Below are 21253 nucleotides of genomic sequence, written 5' to 3'. Positions count from 1 at the left end.
CGCTTCGAAGTGCCGGGTTTGGCCGCCGCCTTAGGCGGCCAAAGTCCCTTCGGGACTGCCCCGTCACTTAGGCGCTCCCGGGGCATACCCGCCGGATGCCGGACTGCATTTGAGGCTTACTGGAAATGGGGTCGTATTAATTTGGTCGAAAAAAAAGCCCGAGATCGAAAGATCTCGGGCTAAATCCACCAAAGGAGGAGGGTGGAGGAGACAACCTTGGCATGTCGGGATCGACCTGGGCTGGGGTGTTGCTCGCCAGCTTAGGGATCGCTGCAGAGGGGGGTTGGACTTGCTTTTCAACCTTGCTGTCTGCGTTTCGGCATCCGTGGAAACCATAATACTCAAGAAAATGGTGCAGCGCAAGATTTTTTTGAGTCTAGTTGTATCAAAGCCAATACGCCGTGCCTGTCATGACCTTGGACATGGCCCGCATGGCGCCTCGCGCCAGGGGCGGCAAGGCGACGCCGCCCGCGCGCTCGGCGCTGTCGCGGTGGCCTGCTTCGTCGTCTTTCATGCGCTGCACCACTTCGCGCGAGCGCTGGTCCGGCCCGGGCAACGTCTGCAGGTGCCCTTCGAGGTGCGCCTCGACCTGGCGCTCGGTCTCGGCCATGAAACCCAGGTTGCGCGGCACGCCGGCGTAGCTGGCCAGCATGCCCAGGGCGAACGAGCCGGCGTACCAGAGCGGGTTGAGCAGGCTGGGGCGGCTGCCCAGTTCGTTCAGGCGGCGGCCGCACCAGGCCAGGTGGTCGACCTCTTCGGCGGCGGCTTCGCGCAGCAAGGTCCGGGCGGCTTCATCGCGGCAGCCCACGGCCTGGCCGCGATACAGGGCCTGGGCGCAGACCTCGCCCACATGATTGACACGCATCAGGCCGGCGGCGTGGCGCTTTTCCCGGTCGGAAAGCAGGCCGGCGGGCTCGTCGGCCGTTGCGGGATACGGCCTGCCCGCCGCCGCCGCGCCCGACAGCACGCGCAAGGCGCGGTCGGCTTCGTCCAGCAGCCCGTCGACAAAGCCGGGCCGCAGCGCAGGCCGCGACGGCCGGGGCAGCTTGGCGAGCATCTGGGTCAATGGCAGGGGCATGGACGGCATGGCGATGTTCCGGCAGGGTCATGAAAGGGACATTTTACGCGCCGGGGTAATATCGATTCCTGAATCATCGGTTCTCCAACCGCAGACAGCGCGAGCTGCGGACCCCGGAGGAATCCGAAGCGCAGTCGCGGAAGCGGCGAGCATCGGAATTCCGCAGGGCAGCCGCAGCGACTAAAGAAGAACTCGGACTGCAGAACCCGAATCGCACTCAAAGGACTCAAAAAATGGAATGCACCGTCGACTGGGGCGGCCCCTCGGGCATGCTCTTTACCGCCAGCACCGGCACCGGCCACGTCACCGTAATGGATGGCGCCGTCGATGGCGGCGGCCATGACCTGGCGCCGCGCCCCATGGAGATGGTCCTGGTCGGCACCGGCGGGTGCACCGCCTACGACGTCGTGCTCATCCTCAAGCGCGGCCGCCACGTCGTGACCGGCTGCAGCGTCAAGCTTCAAGCCGAGCGCGCAGACACCGACCCCAAGGTCTTCACCAAAATCCACTTCGCCTTCACCGTCACCGGCCGCAATCTGCCGCGCGAAGCCGTCGAGCGCGCCGTGGCGCTGTCGCACGAAAAATACTGCTCGGCCTCGGCCATGCTGGAAAAGACCGCTGCACTCACCTTCAGCGTCGACATTGTCGAAGCCCCCTGAACGCCCAGCGATGAAACAGTACCTAGACCTCGTCCGCACCATCATCGACCAGGGCAGCTGGCAGGAGAACCGTACCGGCGTACGCACGCTGTCGCTGCCGGGCGCCGCGCTGCGCTTCGATCTGCAGCAAGGCTTTCCCGCCGTCACCACCAAGAAGCTGGCATTCAAATCGGCCATCGGCGAGTTGGTGGGCTTTCTGCGCGCCACGCGCAGCGCGGCGGATTTTCGCGCGCTGGGCTGCAAGGTCTGGGATCAGAACGCCAATGAAAACGCGCAGTGGCTGGCCAACCCCTACCGCGAAGGTGCGGACGACCTGGGCCCGGTCTACGGCGTGCAGTGGCGCCAGTGGCCGGCCTACAAATCGCTGCCCGCAGATCGCCCGGCGCAGATCGCCGACGCGCTGGCGCGCGGCTACGCCAAAGTGGCCGACATCGAAGAGAACGGCCAGGCGCATGTGCTGCTGTACAAGGCAGTGGATCAACTGCGCCAGTGCCTGGACACCATCATCGAACGCCCGGGCGACCGGCGTATTCTGTTCCACGGCTGGAACTGGGCGCAGCTCGAAGAAATGGCGCTGCCGCCCTGCCACCTGCTCTATCAGTTTCTGCCCAACGCCGGCACGCGCGAGATCTCGCTGTGCCTGTACATCCGCAGCAACGACGTGGGTCTGGGCACGCCCTTCAACCTCGCCGAAGGCGCAGCCCTGCTGCATCTGGTCGGCCGGCTCACCGGCTACAAGCCGCGCTGGTTCTCGTACTTCATCGGCGATGCGCACATCTACGAAAACCATCTGCCCATGCTGCGCGAGCAGCTCGCGCGCGAGCCGCATGCCGCGCCGCGCCTGGAACTGTCCGACCGCATTCCCGACTATGCCGTCACGGGCAAGTACGAACCCGATTGGCTGGAGCGCGTGGAACCTGCGGACTTCACGCTGGCGGGCTATGCGCATCACCCGCCGCTGACGGCCCCCATGGCGGTTTGACGCGAAAGCGGCGTTCGACGCGGCAAAGCGCCGTGGCGCCTTGCCGCGCAGAACACCGCACTAGCTGCGCAGCGCCTGAGCATGGCGAGCGATATGCTCGCCGATGAAACTGGCGACGAAGTAATAGCTGTGGTCGTAACCGGGCCGCAGCGCAAGGTGCACGGGATGCCCGGCCGCCTCGCCGGCGGCCTGCAACAGGCGCGGCTGCAGCTGGCTTGCGAGAAATTCGTCGCCCTCGCCCTGATCGATCCATAGCGGCAGGCGCTCGCTTGCATGCTTGATCAGCTCGGTGGCGTCGTACTGCTCCCAGGCCTTCATATCGATGCCGAGATAGGCCGAGAACGCCTTCCGGCCCCACGGCACCCGACTCGGCGCAACAATCGGGGCGAACGCCGACACGCTGCGATAGCGGCCCGGATTGCGCAAGGCGACCACCAGTGCGCCATGACCTCCCATCGAATGCCCGCTGACCGCGCGCCGGTCCGTCGCGGGAAACGCGGCTTCGATCAAGCCCGGCAACTCGTCGACCACATAGTCGTACATGCGGTAATGCGCCGCCCAAGGCTGCTGCGTGGCATTGAGATAAAAGCCCGCGCCCTGCCCCAGATCGTAGGCCGCGTCGTCGGCCACCTGCGCGCCGCGCGGACTGGTGTCGGGCGCGACCACGATGAGCCCGTGGCGTGCCGCATGTTCCTGGGCGCCCGCCTTGGTGATGAAGTTCTGCTCGGTGCAGGTCAGGCCCGAAAGCCAGTACAGCACGGGGCAGGCCTCGCCGCGCAAGGCCGCCTCGGGCAGGTAGATGCCGAACCGCATCTCGCAGCCGAGCGTCGACGACGCATGCTTCCAGACCTGTTGCGATCCGCCGTGGCTGGCGTGCTCTTCGATGCGATCCATGATTGCATGGCCTCTTTCAATAACTGACGACCGTGCGGATCGACTTGCCCTCGTGCATCAAGTCGAAGGCCTCGTTGATCTCGTCCAGGTGACGCGTGTGCGTGACAAAGGGTGCGAGCTCGATCTTGCCCTGCATGGCGTCTTCGACCATGCCCGGCAATTGCGAACGGCCCTTCACACCGCCGAAGGCGGTTCCCTTCCAGCTGCGGCCGGTCACCAACTGGAAAGGCCGCGTCGAGATTTCCTGCCCCGCGCCGGCCACGCCGATGATGACGGACTGCCCCCAGCCGCGGTGCGCGCATTCGAGCGCGGCGCGCATGACGTTGACATTGCCGATGCACTCGAAAGAGTGATCCACGCCCCAGCCCGTCATCTCGATGATGACCTGCTGGATGGGCTTGTCGTGATCTTTGGGGTTGACGCAATCGGTGGCGCCGAACGTCCTGGCCAGCTCGAACTTGCCGGGGTTGGTATCGACCGCGATGATGCGCCCCGCCTTGGCCTGGCGCGCGCCCTGGATCACCGCCAACCCGATGCCGCCCAGTCCGAACACGGCCACCGTATCGCCCGGCTGAACCTTGGCCGTGTTGTGCACGGCCCCGATGCCGGTCGTCACGCCGCAACCCAGCAGGCAGACATGCTCGGGATTGGCGTCGGGATGGATCTTGGCCAGTGACACCTCGGCCACCACCGTGTATTCGCTGAAGGTCGAGCAGCCCATATAGTGATAGATGGGCTTGCCCTGATAGGAAAAGCGCGTGGTGCCGTCGGGCATCACGCCCTTGCCTTGCGTGGCGCGCACGGCCACGCACAGATTGGTCTTGCCCGACTTGCAGAACAGGCACTCGCCGCATTCGGCGGTGTAGAGCGGAATGACGTGATCACCCGGCTTGACGCTGGTCACGCCCTCGCCGACTTCCACCACGATGCCTGCGCCCTCGTGGCCCAACACCACGGGAAACAGGCCTTCGGGATCATCGCCCGACAGCGTGAAGGCATCGGTATGGCACACGCCCGTATGCGTGATCCTGACCAGCACCTCGCCCTTGTTAGGCGGCGCGACGTCGATCTCGACGATTTCCAGAGGCTTGCCCGGCGCAAAAGCCACGGCGGCACGTGATTTCATAACAACCCCGACGAAAAAAAGAGAGTCTTATACGACCGTATATAGTAAGCGCAGCAACGAACCGCCCTTATTTACTCCGATCGAATCCTCACCGCCATGCCGCCCCGCCTCACCCTCATCGTCGCCTACGCCAGCAACCGCGTCATCGGACGCGACAACGGCCTGCCCTGGAAACTGCCGGGCGACCTGGCGCACTTCAAGCGCACGACGCTGGGCCACCCCATCATCATGGGCCGCAAAACCTGGGAATCCCTGGGCCGCCCCCTTCCGGGCCGCACCAACATCGTCGTCACGCGCCAGGCCGACTACGCCGCCGCGGGCGCCGTCGTCGTGACATCGCTGCAAGCCGCGCTGGACGCCTGCACGAACGACGCGGAGCCATTCATCATCGGCGGCGCGCAGCTCTACGCCCTGGCCTTGCCCACCGCCGACCGCATCGTGGCCACCGAGGTGCACGCCCGGATCGACGGCGACGCCTGGTTCCCCGAGCTGCCGCAAAACCAATGGCGCGAAACCGACCGCCAAGCGCAACCCGAAGAAAACGGCTTGCGATACGACTTCGTGACGTACGAGCGATCGAAAAACTGAGAAGTGCGCACCACCCGCGAACTGGAGACTAGAAACGCCAAGCGACCGCAACAGCAATCAATTGCTATTGCCGCCCCCTGGCAGCATCTGCTCCAACTCCCCGGCATCGCGCTCATGCCCGTTGATGGACAGCTTCCCTTTTCCGTACTGCACGTCGGTCACCAGATTGGCGCCATCGTCGCGTATCAGCCCCAGCATCATCCCGACGCCCGCTACGCCGTTCACCTGCCTGGGCGCGGCCTTGTCGGCGTCTTGCCGGCTCACCCCTTGCGCGATCACCAGATAGCTCGCCGTCAACTCGTTGAGCATGGCCTTGGACAGCACCAGCTTGGCCGACAGGGAATCCAGCGTAGGCTTGGCCGTGTTCGCATCGGCCGGCTGCGCCGGATCGTTCTGCGGAAACTGCCCCTTGGCCGTCATCATGAACCTGCCTTCGCCCTTGCCGGTCTTCCAGATCAGGGGATCGATCGCCAGCGACTGGGGATTGGCCTGGATCGAAACCTGCCCGCCGCCCAGATCCGTGCCGTCGACCGACAGCGAAGCGAACTCCGTCGTGCTTTGCAGGTCCTGCGTGGCGCGGTTGAACTTGCTGTGCGACTGCGCGCCGCCGAACACGATCTTGTGGCCTTTGTAGGTGAAATCCAGGGGGGCCACGTCCAGCGTGCTCTGGGTCTTGCCGCCGTAAGAGAAGGCAATATTGCTCGAAACCGGCGTCTTGCCGTGCGCCGCCGCGAACAGCGCCTTGGCCGCGTCGGTCTGGGCGATCTCGCTGTGCACCCAGGCCAGGCGCGGCCCGACGATGCCGTGCGATAGCGCTTGCAGCGGGAAGGGCCCGTGGTAGGCCGTCACGTCCACCTGCAGCACGCCGGCAGGCAGCACGGGATCGCTGGCGTCGCGGTTCTTGCCCACCATGGTCAGGCCATAGCGCGCATGCGAAGAGAAAAGGCCGCGCACATAGCTCAGCTGTTCGATCTTCATGCCATAAGCGGGATAGACCTGGACCAGGCGCTGATTCAGCTCGGCCAGCCGCTCGGGCGCCTCGGCCTGCAGGCGCTTGCCCGTATACCAGGTGCCACCCAGCCAGCCCACGACCAGGACGACGGCAATCCCGCCGGCAATCGCTGATTTTTTCATGTGAAATCCCGAATCGAATCGATAAAAAAACCGCGCCGGAAACCTTCCGACGCGGCTCTATGGTACTTGAATGACCTGCCGCGATCTCGCGCGGCTCCCTGCCTTTACTTTGCCACCGGCATCGTGAACTCGGCGCCCTTTGCGATGCTGTCGGGCCAGCGCTGCATGATGCTCTTGTTGCGCGTGTAGAAGCGCACGCCCTCTTCGCCGTAGGCATGGTGATCGCCGAACAGCGAACGCTTCCAGCCGCCGAACGAATGCCAGGCCATGGGCACCGGAATGGGCACGTTGATGCCCACCATGCCCACCTTGATCTGCCGCGCAAAAGCCCGCGCAATGCCGCCGTCGGAGGTAAAGCACGCCACGCCGTTGCCGAACTCGTGGGCGTTGATCAACTCGACCGCGCTGGCAAAATCGGGCACGCGCACAACGCAGAGCACCGGCCCGAAGATCTCTTCGCGGTAGATCTTCATATCGGTCCTGACGTGGTCGAACAGCGTTCCGCCCAGGAAGAATCCGCCCTCGCGGCCGGGCACTTTCATTTCGCGGCCGTCTGCCAGCATCTTGGCGCCCGAGGCGATGCCGTCCTCGATGTAGCTCAGGACTTTGGCGCGATGCTGCTGCGTGACCACCGGCCCCATCTCGGCGTCGCGCTCCATGCCGTCCTTGATCACCAGCGACTTGACGCGCGGCACCAGGCGCTCGACGACCCGATCGGCCACATCGCCCACCATCACGGCCACCGAGATCGCCATGCAGCGCTCGCCGGCAGAGCCGTAGGCTGCGCCCATCAGGGCGTCGACGACCTGATCCAGATCGGCGTCGGGCATGACCACCATGTGATTCTTGGCGCCGCCCAGGGCCTGCACGCGCTTGCCGCGCCGGGTGCCCTCGGTGTAGATGTATTCGGCGATGGGCGTCGAGCCTACGAAAGACAGCGCTTCGACCTTGGGATGGGCGATCAGCGCATCGACCGCGGCCTTGTCGCCGTGCACCACGTTGAAAACGCCGTCGGGCAGCCCGGCCTGCTTGAGCAGTTCGGCGACGCGATTGGCGCACGAGGGGTCGCGCTCGGAAGGCTTGAGCACGAAGGTATTGCCACAGGCGAGCGCCACCGGGAACATCCAGCACGGCACCATCATCGGAAAGTTGAAAGGCGTGATGCCCGCGACGACGCCCAGCGGCTGGCGCATGGTCCAGTTATCGATGCCGCCGCCGATCTGGTCGGTGTAGTCGCCTTTGAGCAGATGCGGAATACCGCAGGCGAACTCCACCACTTCCAGTCCGCGCACGACTTCGCCCTGCGCATCGGAAAAGACCTTGCCGTGCTCGCGCGTAATGAGCTCGGCCAGCTCGTCCTGATGCTGCTCGAGCAGGGCCTTGAACTTGAACAGGATGCGGGCGCGCTTGAGCGGCGGCGTTTCGGACCAGGCCGGAAACGCCGCGGCGGCGGCCTGCACGGCGGCATCGACCTCGGTCGCATCGGCCAGCGGCACCGCGCGCGTCAGTTCGCCGGTGGCGGGGTTATGGCCTTCGGTGTAGCGGCCGCTGCGGCCCTCGAATGGCCGGCCATTGATGAAATGCGTCAACTGCTTCATGGAATTTTCTCGTCGTAAATATGAATACTGCGAAAATGGAGGGTGTGAATCAGTCCACCGTCGCCAGCACGGAGCCGATGCGTTCGAACATCTCGGCGATCTGCGCTTCGGAAATGATCAGGGGCGGCGACACCGCCAGAATCTCGCCGGTGTAGCGCACCAGCAGCCCCTGGTCGAAGCATTTCTGGAATACTTCCGTGGCGCGCGCGCCCACTGCGCCGTCGCGCGACTTGAGTTCGATGCCTGCCACCAGGCCCAGGTTGCGCACGTCCACCACGTGCCTGGCGCTCTTGAGCGAATGGGCCGCGGCCTCGAATGCCGGTGCCATCTCCGCGGCGCGTTTGAACAGCCCTTCGCGGCGATAGATGTCCAGCGTGGCTACCACCGCTGCCATGGCCAGCGGATGGCCCGAGTAGGTATAGCCGTGGAACAGCTCGATGCCGGTCGCCGTGGCGTTGACGACGGCATCATGCACCTCGCGGCGCACCGCCACCCCGCCGCAGGGCACGGCCGCATTGCTCAGGCCCTTGGCCATGGTGAGGATATCCGGCGTGACGCCGAAACGCTCGGCGGCAGTGGCCGCGCCCAGGCGGCCGAACGCCGTGATGACCTCGTCGAAAATCAGCAGGATGCCGTGCCGGGCGGTGATCTCGCGCAGGCGCTCCAGATAGCCCGCGGGCGGAACCAGCACGCCGGTGGAGCCCGCCAGAGGTTCGACGATCACCGCGGCGATGGTCGATGGATCGTGCAGCGCGATCACGCGCTCCAGATCATCGGCCAGTTCCGCACCCCAGGCCGGCTGGCCCTTGGAGAAGGCGTTCTTTTCCAGATTGTGCGTATGGGCGATGTGGTCAACGCCGGGCAGCAGCGCGCCCGAGTACACCTTGCGGTTGGGCGAGATGCCGCCCACCGAGATGCCGCCGAAGCCCACACCGTGATAGCCGCGCTCTCGGCCGATAAGGCGTGTGCGTTGACCCTCGCCCCGCGCGCGGTGGTAGGCCAGCGCGATCTTGAGCGCGGTATCGACCGACTCGGAACCCGAGTTGGTAAAAAAGATGCGGTCCATGCCCTTGGGCATGATGTCGGCCACCGCCGTGGCGGCCTGGAAAATCAGCGGATGGCCCAACTGGAAGGCCGGCGCGTAATCGAGCTCGGCGGCCTGCCTGGAGATGGCCTGAATAATTTCAGCGCGGCCGTGGCCGGCGTTCACGCACCACAGACCGGCCGTGCCGTCCAGGACCTGACGGCCGTCGGACGAGGTGTAGTACATGCCGGAAGCGCCGGTCAGCAGGCGCGGCTGCGCCTTGAATTGCTTGTTGGCGGTGAAAGGCATCCACAGATGAGAAAGGTCGAGATCGGCCATGGCGGGCTCCGGAAAACAGGATGGACGCGCGGGGCCCACCCGATAAAAAGGTGATGCGATTTTGGTCCTGGCCGCAGTCCATGAACATATACAATCTCAAGATAAGGCACTAACTGTATTGGCAGTACACGAACAACCGTATTGGTCTTTCGTTCCGATTCTTCTGAAGGATCCCCACGGCATGATCGATTTTCAACCCGACCGGGCGCGAGATGGGGCCAATACACTTGTCGACCAGATCGTGGAGGCCTATGCCCGGGCTATCGCCGGGCAGACGCTGCGGCCCGGCATGTCCGTGCCGTCGGTGCGGGCCTTCGCGCGCGAGCATGGCATCAGCACCTACACCGTGGCGGGCGCCTATGCACGGCTGGCGGCTCAGGGATGGCTGACGGCGCGGCCCGGCTCGGGCTATCGAATCGCTGCCGGCGGCGCCGCCCCTCGCCCCACGGCGTCGCCCGCGGCCTGGCAGCCGCCCACGCTGGGCGCGGACTGGCTGCTGTCGGATATTTATGTCGATCACTCCATCCCCATCAAGGCCGGCTGCGGCTGGCTGCCGCGCGAATGGCTCAACGAGGAAGGCCTGCACCAGGCCCTGCGCCATATGGGCCGCGTGCCTGCGCTGCGCATCCCCGGCTACGGCCACCCCTACGGACATGCCCCTCTGCGTGAAGCCATCATCGACGCGTTGGCAGCCCACGGCCTGCAGGCCGAGGCCGATCAGGTCATGCTGACCCAGGGCGTAACGCACGGCCTGGACTTGGTTATACGCACCCTGCTGCGGCCCGGGGACACGGTGCTGGTCGAGCAGCCCGGCTACGCCAATCTTCTGCCCCTGCTGCGCCTGGCCGGCATGCGCGCGCTGGGCGTGCCGCGAGGCGCGGCGGGGCCCGACTGCGACGCGCTGGACCGCATAGCCCGCGAACACAAGCCGCGCGCGATCTTCGTCAATACCGTGCTGCAGAACCCCAGCGGCACGACCGTGACCATGGCCACAGCCTTTCGCCTGCTGCAGCTGGCGCAGCAGCACGGCAGGTGGGTGGTGGAAGACGACATCTCGCGCGAGCTCCTGCCCGGCGTCGCACCGTAGTTGGCCGCGCTCGACGGGCTGCAGCGCGTGGTGTATCTGGGCGGTTATTCCAAGGTCATCAGCCCCTCGGTGCGCGTGGGCTATCTGGTCGCCCACCGCGACCTGATGCGCGATCTCGCGCGCACCAAGATGGCGGTGGGCCTGACCTCGCCGGAGATCATGGAGCGCATCGTGCACCAGGTCATACGCGAAGGCCGCTATCGCGGACACATTCTGCGCACGCGCGAACGGCTGGCGCAGGCGCATGCCGACGTCGAGGCGCGGATGGACGCGGCGGGTTTCGAGCTTGCGGCGCGGCCGCAGGCAGGATTGTTTCTATGGGCTCGTGCCGCCGGCGCGAAAGCGCAAGGCGCCAACGCTCTGGCGCGGCGGGCATCGCAAGAAGGCATCTGGTTGGCGCCGGGATCCTACTTCGACGTGAACGAAACGGATCTGCCCTGGATACGCTTTAACGTCGCCTATTCGCTCGACGAGGCGCTGTGGCGTTTTTTGCGCAAGGCGTGATGCGGCGACTGCGCCGGCATCAGACGGCCGTCTGCGCCGGATCATGGCAGCAGACGCAGAGTTTGTTGCCTTCCGGATCTCTGAAATAGGCGCCGTAATAGTCGGGATGGTAGTGAGGCCGCAGTCCCGGCGGACCTTCGCACGCGCCGCCGTGCGCCAACGCCTGTGCATGCGCGTCGTCGACCGCGGCGCGGTCCGGCGCCAGCAGGGCGATCATCTGCCCGTTGCCACGACCCGCGGGATTGCCGTCATAGGGACGACCTACGAGGAACAAGGGTCGCGGCGCATCCGGCGCCTTCCAACCCGCCCAAGGTTTATCGCGCTCGCAAAACTTGAGCTCCAGCCGCAGGGCCGTCATCACCTTAGAATAAAACGCGAAGGCGCGCTCGAAGTCGTTGATGCCGATATAAGTGTGGGAGATCATGAACGGTTCATTCTTCTCGGGTGGGCTCAAGCAGGGTCAAGGACGGCACAGCATATCGAATTCGTTGCCGCGCACGGCCCTTTCTTCGAAGCCGAGCCGTTCATACAACCTGCGCGCCGGACTGCCGCGCAGCACGCTGAGCGCGACGGGCAGACCAGCCTGCCTGGCCTCGCTCAACAGGCCCCGGATCAAGCGTTCGCCCAAGCCTTGGCCTTGATGCTCGGGCAATAGCTGGATCTGCACCAGCACCCATTCCTCTTGCGTACGGTAATGCTTGAAGAGGCCCACGGGAATTCCCTCGAGGCAGACAATGTTGGCCGCATCGAAATGCGCCATGACGCGCTGACGATGCAAATCGTCGTCGAGCCGCTCGCCGGCGCGTTCCAGATGTTCGTGCATCGTCAGCTTGCGCAGCCGCATGAGGAAAGACAAGTCGTCGGACGTTGCCGGGCGGGTGGAGAGTTTTTGCGGCATGGTTATACGGCGTGCGAAGATCCCTCGACCCAGTCTGCGCGCAGCCAATTGCGCATTCGCTCGATCCGTACAAACCACGCAATACAAGCGTGCGAATATATGTAGCCTGGTGCGACGTAGCGGTCCTCGTCATTTTTGTACATACAAAAATTAACATCAACCCTTCAAAGCGAAGCGCGATTATGGGCAAAATCTCTTCTTCGAAAACCGCGCGAGCGCTCTTCATGCCACGCCTATCCGCGCCCCCCCGACGGCTCCTGCAAGCCGCGACCGGCCTACTCGTCACCGCAGCCTTGCTCCTGGGCTGCCAGGCGGTCGTCTACGTCCACAACCCCGACGCGCTGTGGCAGATCGTCAGCCAGTCGTGCGTGCCGTCGGAAGCCGCCGGCAAAGGGCCGGGCAAATGCGCCAAGGTGAGTCCGGGCGGCTACGCCCTGCTCAAGGACATCCGCGGCAAAGGGCAGTATCTGCTGATACCCACCGCGCGCGTGGCGGGCATGGAAAGCCCGGCGCTGGCGCAGCCCGGCTCGCCCGACTACTTCGGCGATGCCTGGGAAAACCGCGACTATGTCAGCAAGGCCTTGGGCACGCACGTGCCGGACGCATTGATGAGCCTGGCGATCAATTCGGCCAAGGGGCGTTCGCAGAATCAGCTGCACATCCACATCGACTGCATCTCGCAAGCCACGCGCAACGCACTGTCGGCCTACGACGACGCTGCACAGGGAACCTGGGTGGACGCGCGCTTGAACAATCACTTCTATCGACTCATGCGCGTCGCGGCAACGTCGGCGGCCGACGTACACCCTTACGGGAAAGTGCTCGAGCAGGCCGAGGTCCGCGGGCAGGCCATCGGCGACAACTCGATCTTCATGGCGACAGCGCCGGGCGGATTCTTCGTCGTGGACGGGTACTACCAGGCCCGCGGTCCGTATGCCAATCCGGGCTCGTCGGAGGAATTGCAAGATCACGCCTGCAACGATGTCGGCAGGCCTTAGCCGGGCTGACGCCCCCGGAAGCTGTCGATGGTGCGCCGGTCTTTCTTGGTCGGCCGGCCTTCGCCGATATCGCGCGCCGGCTCGGGCGCCAGGTGCCTCAGCGTGGCGGCGCGTTCGCGCGCCTTGATGCTTTCCGGCGTTTCTTCGTACAACTGGCGCGCCACCGGCGCCGGGCCGCGCGCGCCGCTCACGCCGCGCACCTCGATGTGGAACACCAGGTCCTGCTTGCGGATGCTGAGCAGGTCGCCTGGCCCCACTTCGCGCGAAGGCTTGCCCACCGCGCCGTTCACATGGACCCGACCCTTGCCGATCTCGTCCACTGCAATGCTGCGCGTCTTGTAGAAGCGCGCTGCCCAGAGCCATTTGTCGAGGCGGATTTTGTCGGCCATCAGAGCACGGCCTTGCGATAGACCATGAAGCCCGAATCCTCTCCCACGGCGTCGTAAAGCCTGCGGGCCGTGGCGTTGGTCGTTTGCGTATGCCAATACAAGCGCGTGGCGCCCGCGTCGGCGGCGCACTGGTGGGCCGCCTCGATCAACGCGCGGCCTACGCCCTGGCCTCGCGCGGCCTCGGCCGTGTACAGATCATTCAGATAGCAGGTAGGGCCCAGGCTGAGCGTGCTGCGGTGAAAAAGATAGTGCGCCAACCCCAGCAGGCCGCCGTCCTCGCCCTGCGCCACGAGCGCGTGCACGGGCTCGTCGCCGTCAAAAAATCGCCCCCACGTGGCCGCCGTGACCTGCGGATCGAGCGCCGTGTCGCCCGAGCGGCCGTAAAACGCGTTGTAGCCGTCCCAGAGCACTTTCCACGAAGAAAAATCCGCCTCTTGAATCGGCCGCACAACGAAATTCCTGTTCATCCTATGCACCTTCGTTCCGCAAAAAATGCAAAGAGGCGGCACGCAGCCGCCTCTTTTCGTTTCAGACCCCCGGACGAGCGCGCCCGGGTTTCGGCATTGCTACGGCCTCAAGCATACGCCTCGACGGGCAGGCACGAACACACCAGATTGCGGTCGCCGTAGACATTGTCGACGCGCGCCACCGGCGGCCAGTACTTGCCGTCGCGCAGGCTCGCCAGAGGATAAGCGGCCTGCTGGCGCGGATAGTCATGGTGCCATTCTTCGGCCAGCAGCATCTGCGCGGTATGCGGTGCGTTCTTGAGCACATTGTCTTGCGCATCGCGTTCGCCGCGTTCGATCTGGGCGATCTCTTCACGGATGGAAATCATCGCATCGACGAAGCGGTCGATCTCGTGCAGGCCTTCCGATTCGGTGGGTTCGACCATCAGCGTGCCGGCCACCGGGAAGCTCATGGTCGGCGCGTGAAAGCCGTAGTCGATCAAGCGCTTGGCCACATCCTCGCCCGAGATGCCGGTGGCATCTTTGAGCGGGCGCAGATCGAGAATGCACTCGTGCGCCACGCGGCCGTTGCGGCCGGAATACAACACGGGATAATGCGGCTTCAGGCGCGTAGCGATGTAATTGGCATTGAGGATGGCCACTTCGGTGGCGCGCTTCAAGCCTTCGGCGCCCATGAGCGCGATATACACGAAAGAAATCGGCAGAATGCTGGCCGAGCCGAAAGGCGCTGCCGCCACCGGACCGGTCTTGCTGCCTTCGGGCAATTTGCCTTGCGAATCCAGCACGCCCGGCAGATAGGGCGCCAGATGTGCGCGCACCGCCACCGGCCCCACGCCCGGCCCGCCGCCTCCGTGCGGGATGCAGAAGGTCTTGTGCAGGTTCAGGTGCGAGACGTCGGAGCCGAATTTGCCGGGTTGGGCCAGGCCGACCATGGCGTTCATGTTGGCGCCGTCCATGTAGACCTGGCCGCCGGCGGCATGCACCAGATCGCAGATCTCGACGACCGCCTCTTCGAACACGCCGTGGGTGGACGGATAGGTGATCATGAGCGCAGCCAGCTTGTCGCCCACCTGCGCGATCTTGGCCTTCAGGTCGGGGATGTCGACATTGCCCTTGTCGTCGGAGGCGACCACCACCACGTCCATGCCGGCCAGATTGGCCGAGGCGGGGTTGGTGCCGTGCGCCGACGACGGGATCAGGCAGATGTTGCGCTGGGCCTGGCCGTTGGCGCGGTGATAGCCGCGGATGGCCAAGAGGCCCGCGTACTCGCCCTGCGCGCCCGAGTTGGGCTGCAGGCTGATGTTGTCGTAGCCGGTGATCTCGCACAGCGCGGCGGACAGGCGCTCGATCAGCTCGCGATAGCCCTTGGTCTGCGAGGCGGGCGCATAGGGATGCAGATGGGCGAACTCGGGCCAGGTCACCGGAATCATCTCGGCCGTGGCGTTGAGCTTCATGGTGCACGAACCCAGCGGGATCATGCTGCGGTCCAGCGCCAGATCCTTGTCGGCCAGCTTGCGCAGATAGCGCAGCATGTCGGTCTCGGACGACACGCTCGAAAAAACGGGATGCGACAGGATGGGACCTTCGCGGCGCAGCGCGGCCGGAATGCCGCTGGCGACCTTCTCTGCCAGCGCCTCGACATTGAGCATGCCCACGCTCTTTTGCAGGCCGGCGCCGAAAACGTTCACCAGCGCCTGCAGGTCTTGCGCGGTCACGGTTTCGTCGAGCGACACGGCCAGGTTGGTGCTGCTCACGCGGCGCAGGTTGATGCCGGCCGCTTCGGCGGCGGCCACGATGGCGCCGGTGTTCGAGCCGGTATGCAGCAGCAGCGTATCGAAGAACGTGTCGTTGCCCACCCGCACGCCCAGCATGACCAGCGCTTCGCGCAGGATCGCGGTATAGCGCTGCACGCGCTCGGCGATGCGCGCGATGCCGGCCGGGCCGTGCCACACCGCATACATGCCGGCCATCACCGCCAACAGCACCTGCGCGGTGCAGATATTCGAGGTGGCCTTCTCGCGGCGGATGTGCTGTTCGCGCGTCTGCAGCGCCAGGCGCATCGCGGTGTTGCCTTGCGCGTCTTTGGACACGCCCACCAGGCGGCCGGGCAGGTTGCGCTTGTGCGCGTCCTTGCAGGCCATGAAGCCTGCGTGCGGGCCACCGAAGCCGAAAGGCACGCCGAAGCGCTGGGCCGACCCGACGGCAATGTCGGCGCCCCAGGAACCGGGCGAGGCCAGGAGCGCCAGGGCCAGCAGGTCGGTGGCGCAGGCCACCACGCCGCCCTGCGCGTGCACGGATTCGGCCAGCGCCTTGTAATCGCTCACGCCGCCCAGGCTGTGCGGATATTGCAGCAGTACGCCGTAGCACTCGGGCAGGCCCTGGGACTCGTCGCCCACGGCGATCTCGATGCCCAGGCCCTCGGCGCGCGTGCGCACCACTTCGATGGTCTGCGGATGGCAATGCTTGGACACGAAGAACACATTGCTCTTGCTCTTGGCGCTGCGGTGCGCCAGCGTCATGGCTTCGGCGGCGGCGGTGCTTTCATCCAGCAGCGACGCATTGGCGATGTCCAGGCCCGTGAGATCGGCCACCATGGTCTGGTAGTTGAGCAGCGCCTCCAGGCGGCCCTGCGAAATCTCGGGCTGGTAGGGCGTGTAGGCCGTGTACCAGGCGGGGTTCTCGAGAATGTTGCGCAGGATGACGTTGGGCGTATGCGTGCCGTAGTAGCCCTGGCCGATGTAGTTGCGCAGCACCTGGTTCTTGCCGGCAATGCCGCGCAGTTCGGCCAACACGTCGGCTTCGTCGCGCGAAGCGGGCAGGGTCAGCGGATGCGTCAGCCGGATGCCCGGGGGCACCACTTCGCCGATCAGGGCATCGAGGCTGGGGCTGCCCACGGCGGCCAGCATCTTGGCCTGGTCGGCCTCGGTGGGGCCGATGTGGCGGGGAATGAAATCGGTATGGGTGTCCAGGGCGCTCGGCATGGGGCTATCTCGGTAAACAGGGATACGGGCCACGCAGGACGAAGCCGGCGCGGCCGTCGACGACGTCGATTACAGACCGTTGGCCGCGGCGTAGCCGGCGGCGTCCATCAGGCCGTCGGCATCGGCGGCGTTGTTCGGTTTGATCTTGAAGATCCAGGCGTCGTAGGGCGATTCGTTGATGGCCGACGGATTGGCGTCGAGCGCATCGTTGAAGGCGACGACCTCGCCGGCGACCGGCGCATAAATGTCGGAAGCGGCCTTGACCGACTCGACGACGGCGGCGGTATCGCCCGCACCGAGCTTGGCGCCGACGTCGACGTCGCCGACGAAGACGATGTCGCCCAGCTGGTTCTGGGCGTTGTCGGTAATGCCGATGACGAAGACATCGCCTTCGGCCTTCACCCATTCATGGGACTCGGTGTACTTGCGATCGGTGGGCAGACTCATGGTGAGCTCCTGGAAGGATGAGTTGAGATTCAAGCGGTGCAATCAAGCGTGTTCGACGGCCTTGCCGTTGCGCACGAAAGGCATCTTGCAGACCTGGGCGGGCACCCACTTGCCGCGGATGTCCACCTGCACGGCGTCGCCGGGCTTGACGCCGACGGGCAGGCGGGCAAAACCCACCGATACGTTCAACGTGGGCGACATGGTGCCGCTGGTGACTTCGCCCTCGCCCAGCGCGGCCTGCACCTTCATGTGCGAGCGCATCACGCCGCGGTCGAGCAATTTGAGGCCGACAAACGCGGCAGGCGTGGCGAACTGCTCGATGGCGTCGCGGCCGATGAAGCGGCGCGCGGCGTCCTTGAGCGAGACGGTCCAGGTCAGGCCGGCCTGGTCGGGATGGATGAGCTCGTCCATGTCCTGGCCGTAAAGATTCATGCCGGCTTCCAGGCGCAGCGTGTCGCGCGCGCCCAGGCCGCAGGGCCGCACGCCCGCGGCGGCGAGGTCGTTCCAGAAGGCCGTGGCCTCGCCGGCCGGCAGCACGATCTCGAAGCCGTCTTCGCCGGTGTAGCCGGTACGCGCCACCAGCGTGTCGCCGTCCAATGCCGCGCCCGAGAAAGGCGTGAGATTTTCCGTGGCGGCCTTCCAGGTCGGGCGCACAGCCCAGACCTTGGCGCGCGCCTCGGGGCCTTGCACGGCCACCATGGCCAGGTCGCGGCGCGGGGTGATGGCCACGTCGAACTTGCCCGAAGCGGCGACGCGGCGCATCCACGCCACGTCTTTCTCGGCGGTGCCGGCGTTGACCACCACGCGCCAGGCGTCGGACGCGAAGAAATAGACGATGAGATCGTCGATCACGCCGCCCTGCGGATTGAGCATGCAGCTGTAGAGCGCCTTGCCCGGCGTGGTGAGCTTGGCCACGTCGTTGGCGATGAGCCGGCGCAGGAAGTCGTAGGCGCCGTCGCCGGTCAGGTCGACGTTGAGCATGTGCGACACGTCGAACATGCCGCTGGCCTGGCGCACGGCGTGGTGCTCCTCGATCTGCGAGCCGTAGTTGACGGGCATGTCCCAGCCGCCGAAGTCGACGGTGCGGGCGCCGGCGGCGAGGTGGGCTTCGTAAAGCGGGGTGCGCTGCAAAGGTGCGGACATGCGGGAGGACTCCGTGGCTACGGTCGGTTTACGCAATGCCGGCGACGGAAGCGGAAAACGCTCCGGACGACTCGCGTCACCGGCCGATGTTCCGCCCCTCTGTCCTTTTGCCTGAGAGTTGCCCCGCGTCGGTGTGGACGGCGGGTTTGCACCTTCGGCGCCTGGGCTGCCCGCATACAAAGGGCGCCAGGTCTCTCCAGAGTGCTGTTTCGGCACCGATGTCGGCGCCGGGCAGGTGCGGTATGGGTTACCTGAGCGATTCTGGGCGAATTGCGCCTTCGGCGGCGGGCAATGCCCGCTCTCTCCCGCACGCTGCATGACAGCTGCACGCAGTATAACCGGCCTGCCCGGGGTTCTTGTCTAGGAAAACCCGGGTTACAGGGCGCGGCCGCAGGCCACGCCCGAGGCCCAGGCCCATTGGAAGTTGTAGCCGCCCAGCCAGCCGGTCACGTCCACGGCTTCGCCGATGAAATGCAGGCCGGGAACGGCCTTGGCCTGCATGGACCTCTGATCCAGACCGCGCGTATCCACGCCGCCGCGCATGACTTCGGCCTTCTTATAGCCGGCGGTGCCGGTGGGGACGAGCTGCCAGCGGTGGATGCGCTCGCCCAGTGCGCGCAAGGCCTTATCGGACAGGTCGGCCAGCCTCGCGCCGGCGCTCACGCCCGCCACGCGCAGCCAGGTTTCCGCCAGACGCCTGGGCCACAACTCGCTCAGCACGGTCTGCAGCTGCTGCCTGCTGCCGGGCTTGAGCGCCAGCAGCGCTTCGGCCATGTCGCGCTCCGGGGCAAGGTCGATTTCAATGGGCTGGCCGGGGTTCCAGTAGCTCGATATCTGCAAAATGGCCGGCCCCGACAGGCCGCGGTGCGTGAAGAGCAGGTCTTCCAGAAAACGGCCGACGGCCTTGCCGTGCCCGGTGTGAAGATCGACCTCCAGCGCCGCGCCGGAGAGTTCCGCGAAGGGCTGCCACTGCGCGGCGTCGAAGGTCAGCGGCACCAGCGCAGGGCGCGGCTCGACGACCTTCAGGCCGAACTGGCGCGCCACTTTCAAGCCGAAATCGGTGGCGCCCAACTGTGGAATGGCCATGCCGCCGGTGGCGATCACCAGCTTGCCCGCGTGGAGCAGGCCCTGGCTCGTGCGCAGGTCATAGCCCGCGCCGCCGCGCGCAATCTCGCGCACTTCCCAAGGCATGCGCCAGGTCACGCCGCCCTGCCCGCATTCGGCGCGCAACATATCGATAATGGCTTCGCTGGATTCATCGCAAAACAGTTGGCCGCGGTGCTTCTCGTGCCAGGCGATGCGGTGGCTGCGCACCAGATCGAGAAAATCGCGCGGGGTATAGCCGGCAAGGGCCGAGCGGCAGAAGTGGGGATTCTCCGACAGAAAATTGGCCGGGCCCGCGCCGACGTTAGTGAAGTTGCAGCGCCCGCCGCCCGAAATGCGGATTTTCTCGGCCAGCTTTTCGGCGTGGTCGATCAGCGCCACGCGCAAGCCGCGCTGGCCCGCTACCGCGGCGCACATCATGCCGGCCGCGCCGGCGCCGATCACGGCAACGTCGAAAGAATCGCTCATGGCGCTATTTGACCAGATCGCGGCGCAGCGCCGGCGCACGGAGCGCTATCATCACTCGACGCGCGCGCTGACGCGCTACGCAAGAAGGGATCTCTCATGCAGCAAGGCGAACGCATCGCCATCGTCGGCGCCGGCATCGTCGGCCTGTGCACCGCTTACGCTCTGAGGCAGGCGGGCTATGCCGTCACCCTGTTCGACCCCAATCCGCCAGGGTCGCAGTGCTCGTCCGGCAATGCCGGCGCGCTGTCGTCGCGCTCGGTGGTGCCGCTGGCCACGCCCGGCATACTCAAGACGGCGTTCTCGATGCTGCTCGATTCGCGCAGCCCGCTGCACGTACCGGCCTATTACTGGCTGCGCGCCGCCCCCTGGCTGTCGCGCTTCGCAGCCCAGGCCAAGCCGGAGCGGGTGCGGGCCATTGCCGCAGCGCTATCCGATCTGCTGCGCGGTTCGGTCCAGGCGCATACGCAGATCGCCGCCGAGCTGGGCGCCGGCGACCTGATCCGCCGCGCCGGCCAGCTCCATCTTTATCCCGACGAAGCCAGCTACGCCAAGGACGAAGGCTCGTGGGCGCTCAAGCAAGAGCATGGCCTGCACCTGGAAAAAGTCGTCCGCCCCACCATCGAGGCCATGGAGCCGGATGTCGGCCCGGGCTACCGCGTCGGCGTCTTCCTGCCCACCGAAGGCTGGGTGGCCAACCCCCTGCGCTATGCCCGGACTCTGGCTGCGCGTCTGGCCGAGTTGCAGGCCACGTTCGTGCAGGCCGCTGTCCGGTCGATGCAGGCCGAGGCATCGGGCTGGACGCTGTCGGACGGCACGCGCCGCTGGCAGGCCGAGCGCGTGGTGATCTGCGCCGGAGCGTGGTCCCGGCCGCTGCTCGCCGAGCGAGGCTGGAACGTGCCGCTGGAAACCCAGCGCGGCTATCACCTTGAATTGCCCGCCCCCAATCTCACGCTCACGCATCAAGTCGTGCTGGCCGACCGCAAGGTCTTCATCACGCCCATGGAAACCGGCCTGCGCCTGGCCGGCACGGTGGAGTTCGGCGGCCTGACGCACAAGCCGTCGACCCGGCGCGCTCTGTTGCTGGGAGAGCATGCCCGCGCCGGCCTGCCGCAGCTGGACACCGCCGCCCCCTCCGTCTGGATGGGGCACCGCCCCTGCCTGCCCGATTCCATGCCGGTGCTTGGCCCGGTGCCCGACAGCCCCGGGCTGTGGTGCGCCTTCGGCCACGGCCACCTGGGCCTGACGGGGTCGGCCAACACCGGCAGGCTTATCGCCGGCGCCATGGCCGGCCGGCCCGACGATCTGCGCATCCTCGCGCCGTTCTCGATCGATCGGTTCTGACGAC

General features: G+C 66.0%; 19 protein-coding genes, 1 pseudogene and 2 riboswitches. Of the genes and pseudogenes, 6 read left to right on the top strand and 14 right to left on the bottom strand.

Annotation, left to right across the window (positions count from 1 at the left end; all coding sequences use genetic code 11):
• Positions 1 to 385: 385 nt before the first annotated feature.
• A complete protein-coding gene (gene coq7, locus ACTHJ1_RS04375) occupies positions 386 to 1057 on the bottom strand; it encodes a 2-polyprenyl-3-methyl-6-methoxy-1,4-benzoquinone monooxygenase (RefSeq protein ID WP_440188252.1) in 672 nt (223 codons plus the stop codon).
• A 254-nt stretch (positions 1058 to 1311) separates the two neighbouring features.
• Between coq7 and ACTHJ1_RS04370 the strand changes: the two genes are divergently transcribed.
• Positions 1312 to 1737 (top strand): OsmC family protein, encoded by a 426-nt coding sequence (locus tag ACTHJ1_RS04370; protein WP_440188245.1) that lies wholly within the window; start codon positions 1312 to 1314, stop codon positions 1735 to 1737.
• Positions 1738 to 1747: 10 nt separating this feature from the next.
• Complete coding sequence (locus ACTHJ1_RS04365; RefSeq protein WP_440188242.1) at positions 1748 to 2719, top strand: thymidylate synthase; 972 nt, start codon at positions 1748 to 1750, stop codon at positions 2717 to 2719.
• A gap of 60 nt (positions 2720 to 2779) precedes the next feature.
• On the opposite strand, the gene fghA is transcribed toward ACTHJ1_RS04365, so the two are convergent.
• Positions 2780 to 3613 carry an S-formylglutathione hydrolase gene (gene fghA / locus ACTHJ1_RS04360; RefSeq protein WP_440188240.1) on the bottom strand — a complete coding sequence of 278 codons (834 nt, stop codon included), beginning with the start codon at positions 3611 to 3613 and terminating at the stop codon, positions 2780 to 2782.
• A 16-nt stretch (positions 3614 to 3629) separates the two neighbouring features.
• A complete protein-coding gene (locus tag ACTHJ1_RS04355; RefSeq protein WP_440188237.1) occupies positions 3630 to 4739 on the bottom strand; it encodes an S-(hydroxymethyl)glutathione dehydrogenase/class III alcohol dehydrogenase in 1110 nt (369 codons plus the stop codon).
• 96 nt (positions 4740 to 4835) lie between these two features.
• On the opposite strand from ACTHJ1_RS04355, the gene ACTHJ1_RS04350 reads away from it, so the two are divergent.
• Positions 4836 to 5327 carry a dihydrofolate reductase gene (locus ACTHJ1_RS04350; RefSeq protein ID WP_440188234.1) on the top strand — a complete coding sequence of 164 codons (492 nt, stop codon included), beginning with the start codon at positions 4836 to 4838 and terminating at the stop codon, positions 5325 to 5327.
• A 57-nt stretch (positions 5328 to 5384) separates the two neighbouring features.
• On the opposite strand, the gene ACTHJ1_RS04345 is transcribed toward ACTHJ1_RS04350, so the two are convergent.
• From ACTHJ1_RS04345 to ACTHJ1_RS04335, 3 genes are all read right to left on the bottom strand, one after another.
• Positions 5385 to 6461: a YdgA family protein gene (locus ACTHJ1_RS04345; protein WP_440188231.1), complete on the bottom strand. Its 1077-nt coding sequence runs from the start codon at positions 6459 to 6461 to the stop codon at positions 5385 to 5387.
• A gap of 104 nt (positions 6462 to 6565) precedes the next feature.
• Entirely contained in the window at positions 6566 to 8059 is a 1494-nt protein-coding gene (locus ACTHJ1_RS04340; protein ID WP_440188228.1) for a CoA-acylating methylmalonate-semialdehyde dehydrogenase, read from the bottom strand.
• A gap of 49 nt (positions 8060 to 8108) precedes the next feature.
• The gene (locus ACTHJ1_RS04335; protein WP_440188250.1) at positions 8109 to 9392 is read right to left on the bottom strand and encodes an aspartate aminotransferase family protein; all 1284 of its coding nucleotides are present in this window, start codon (positions 9390 to 9392) and stop codon (positions 8109 to 8111) included.
• A 211-nt stretch (positions 9393 to 9603) separates the two neighbouring features.
• Between ACTHJ1_RS04335 and ACTHJ1_RS04330 the strand changes: the two are divergent.
• A pseudogene (locus ACTHJ1_RS04330) lies at positions 9604 to 11013 on the top strand (PLP-dependent aminotransferase family protein).
• 19 nt (positions 11014 to 11032) lie between these two features.
• On the opposite strand, the gene ACTHJ1_RS04325 reads toward ACTHJ1_RS04330, so the two are convergent.
• Positions 11033 to 11437, bottom strand: a complete 405-nt coding sequence (locus ACTHJ1_RS04325; RefSeq protein ID WP_440188225.1) for a VOC family protein — start codon at positions 11435 to 11437, stop codon at positions 11033 to 11035.
• A 36-nt stretch (positions 11438 to 11473) separates the two neighbouring features.
• The gene (locus ACTHJ1_RS04320; protein WP_440188222.1) at positions 11474 to 11911 is read right to left on the bottom strand and encodes an N-acetyltransferase family protein; all 438 of its coding nucleotides are present in this window, start codon (positions 11909 to 11911) and stop codon (positions 11474 to 11476) included.
• Positions 11912 to 12135: 224 nt separating this feature from the next.
• On the opposite strand from ACTHJ1_RS04320, the gene ACTHJ1_RS04315 reads away from it, so the two are divergent.
• Positions 12136 to 12909 (top strand): CDP-diacylglycerol diphosphatase, encoded by a 774-nt coding sequence (locus ACTHJ1_RS04315; RefSeq protein ID WP_440188219.1) that lies wholly within the window; start codon positions 12136 to 12138, stop codon positions 12907 to 12909.
• On the opposite strand, the gene ACTHJ1_RS04310 is transcribed toward ACTHJ1_RS04315, so the two are convergent.
• From ACTHJ1_RS04310 to ACTHJ1_RS04285, 6 genes are all read right to left on the bottom strand, one after another.
• Positions 12906 to 13298, bottom strand: a complete 393-nt coding sequence (locus ACTHJ1_RS04310) for an RNA-binding S4 domain-containing protein (RefSeq protein WP_440188216.1) — start codon at positions 13296 to 13298, stop codon at positions 12906 to 12908. The two genes, ACTHJ1_RS04315 and ACTHJ1_RS04310, sit on opposite strands and share 4 nt — an antisense overlap.
• A complete protein-coding gene (locus ACTHJ1_RS04305) occupies positions 13298 to 13765 on the bottom strand; it encodes an N-acetyltransferase family protein (protein ID WP_440188213.1) in 468 nt (155 codons plus the stop codon). The genes ACTHJ1_RS04310 and ACTHJ1_RS04305 overlap by 1 nt, the downstream gene beginning before the upstream one ends.
• 107 nt (positions 13766 to 13872) lie before the next feature.
• Complete coding sequence (gene gcvP / locus ACTHJ1_RS04300; protein WP_440188210.1) at positions 13873 to 16746, bottom strand: aminomethyl-transferring glycine dehydrogenase; 2874 nt, start codon at positions 16744 to 16746, stop codon at positions 13873 to 13875.
• A 69-nt stretch (positions 16747 to 16815) separates the two neighbouring features.
• Positions 16816 to 17193 (bottom strand): glycine cleavage system protein GcvH, encoded by a 378-nt coding sequence (gene gcvH / locus ACTHJ1_RS04295; RefSeq protein ID WP_440188207.1) that lies wholly within the window; start codon positions 17191 to 17193, stop codon positions 16816 to 16818.
• Positions 17194 to 17235: 42 nt separating this feature from the next.
• Complete coding sequence (gene gcvT / locus ACTHJ1_RS04290) at positions 17236 to 18336, bottom strand: glycine cleavage system aminomethyltransferase GcvT (protein ID WP_440188204.1); 1101 nt, start codon at positions 18334 to 18336, stop codon at positions 17236 to 17238.
• An 89-nt stretch (positions 18337 to 18425) separates the two neighbouring features.
• Positions 18426 to 18546, bottom strand: a riboswitch (glycine riboswitch).
• An 18-nt stretch (positions 18547 to 18564) separates the two neighbouring features.
• Positions 18565 to 18654, bottom strand: a riboswitch (glycine riboswitch).
• Between the two features lie 57 nt (positions 18655 to 18711).
• Complete coding sequence (locus tag ACTHJ1_RS04285) at positions 18712 to 19908, bottom strand: NAD(P)/FAD-dependent oxidoreductase (RefSeq protein WP_440188201.1); 1197 nt, start codon at positions 19906 to 19908, stop codon at positions 18712 to 18714.
• Between the two features lie 96 nt (positions 19909 to 20004).
• On the opposite strand from ACTHJ1_RS04285, the gene ACTHJ1_RS04280 reads away from it, so the two are divergent.
• Positions 20005 to 21249, top strand: a complete 1245-nt coding sequence (locus ACTHJ1_RS04280) for an NAD(P)/FAD-dependent oxidoreductase (RefSeq protein ID WP_440188198.1) — start codon at positions 20005 to 20007, stop codon at positions 21247 to 21249.
• The last annotated feature ends 4 nt before the right edge of the window (positions 21250 to 21253 follow it).

It is taken from the genome of Bordetella sp. (genome assembly GCF_051960075.1).
In the GTDB taxonomy this organism is placed as follows: domain Bacteria; phylum Pseudomonadota; class Gammaproteobacteria; order Burkholderiales; family Burkholderiaceae_B; genus Bordetella.
Note: the sequence above shows the minus strand (reverse complement) of the source record. Positions and strands in the feature narration are given on the sequence as shown.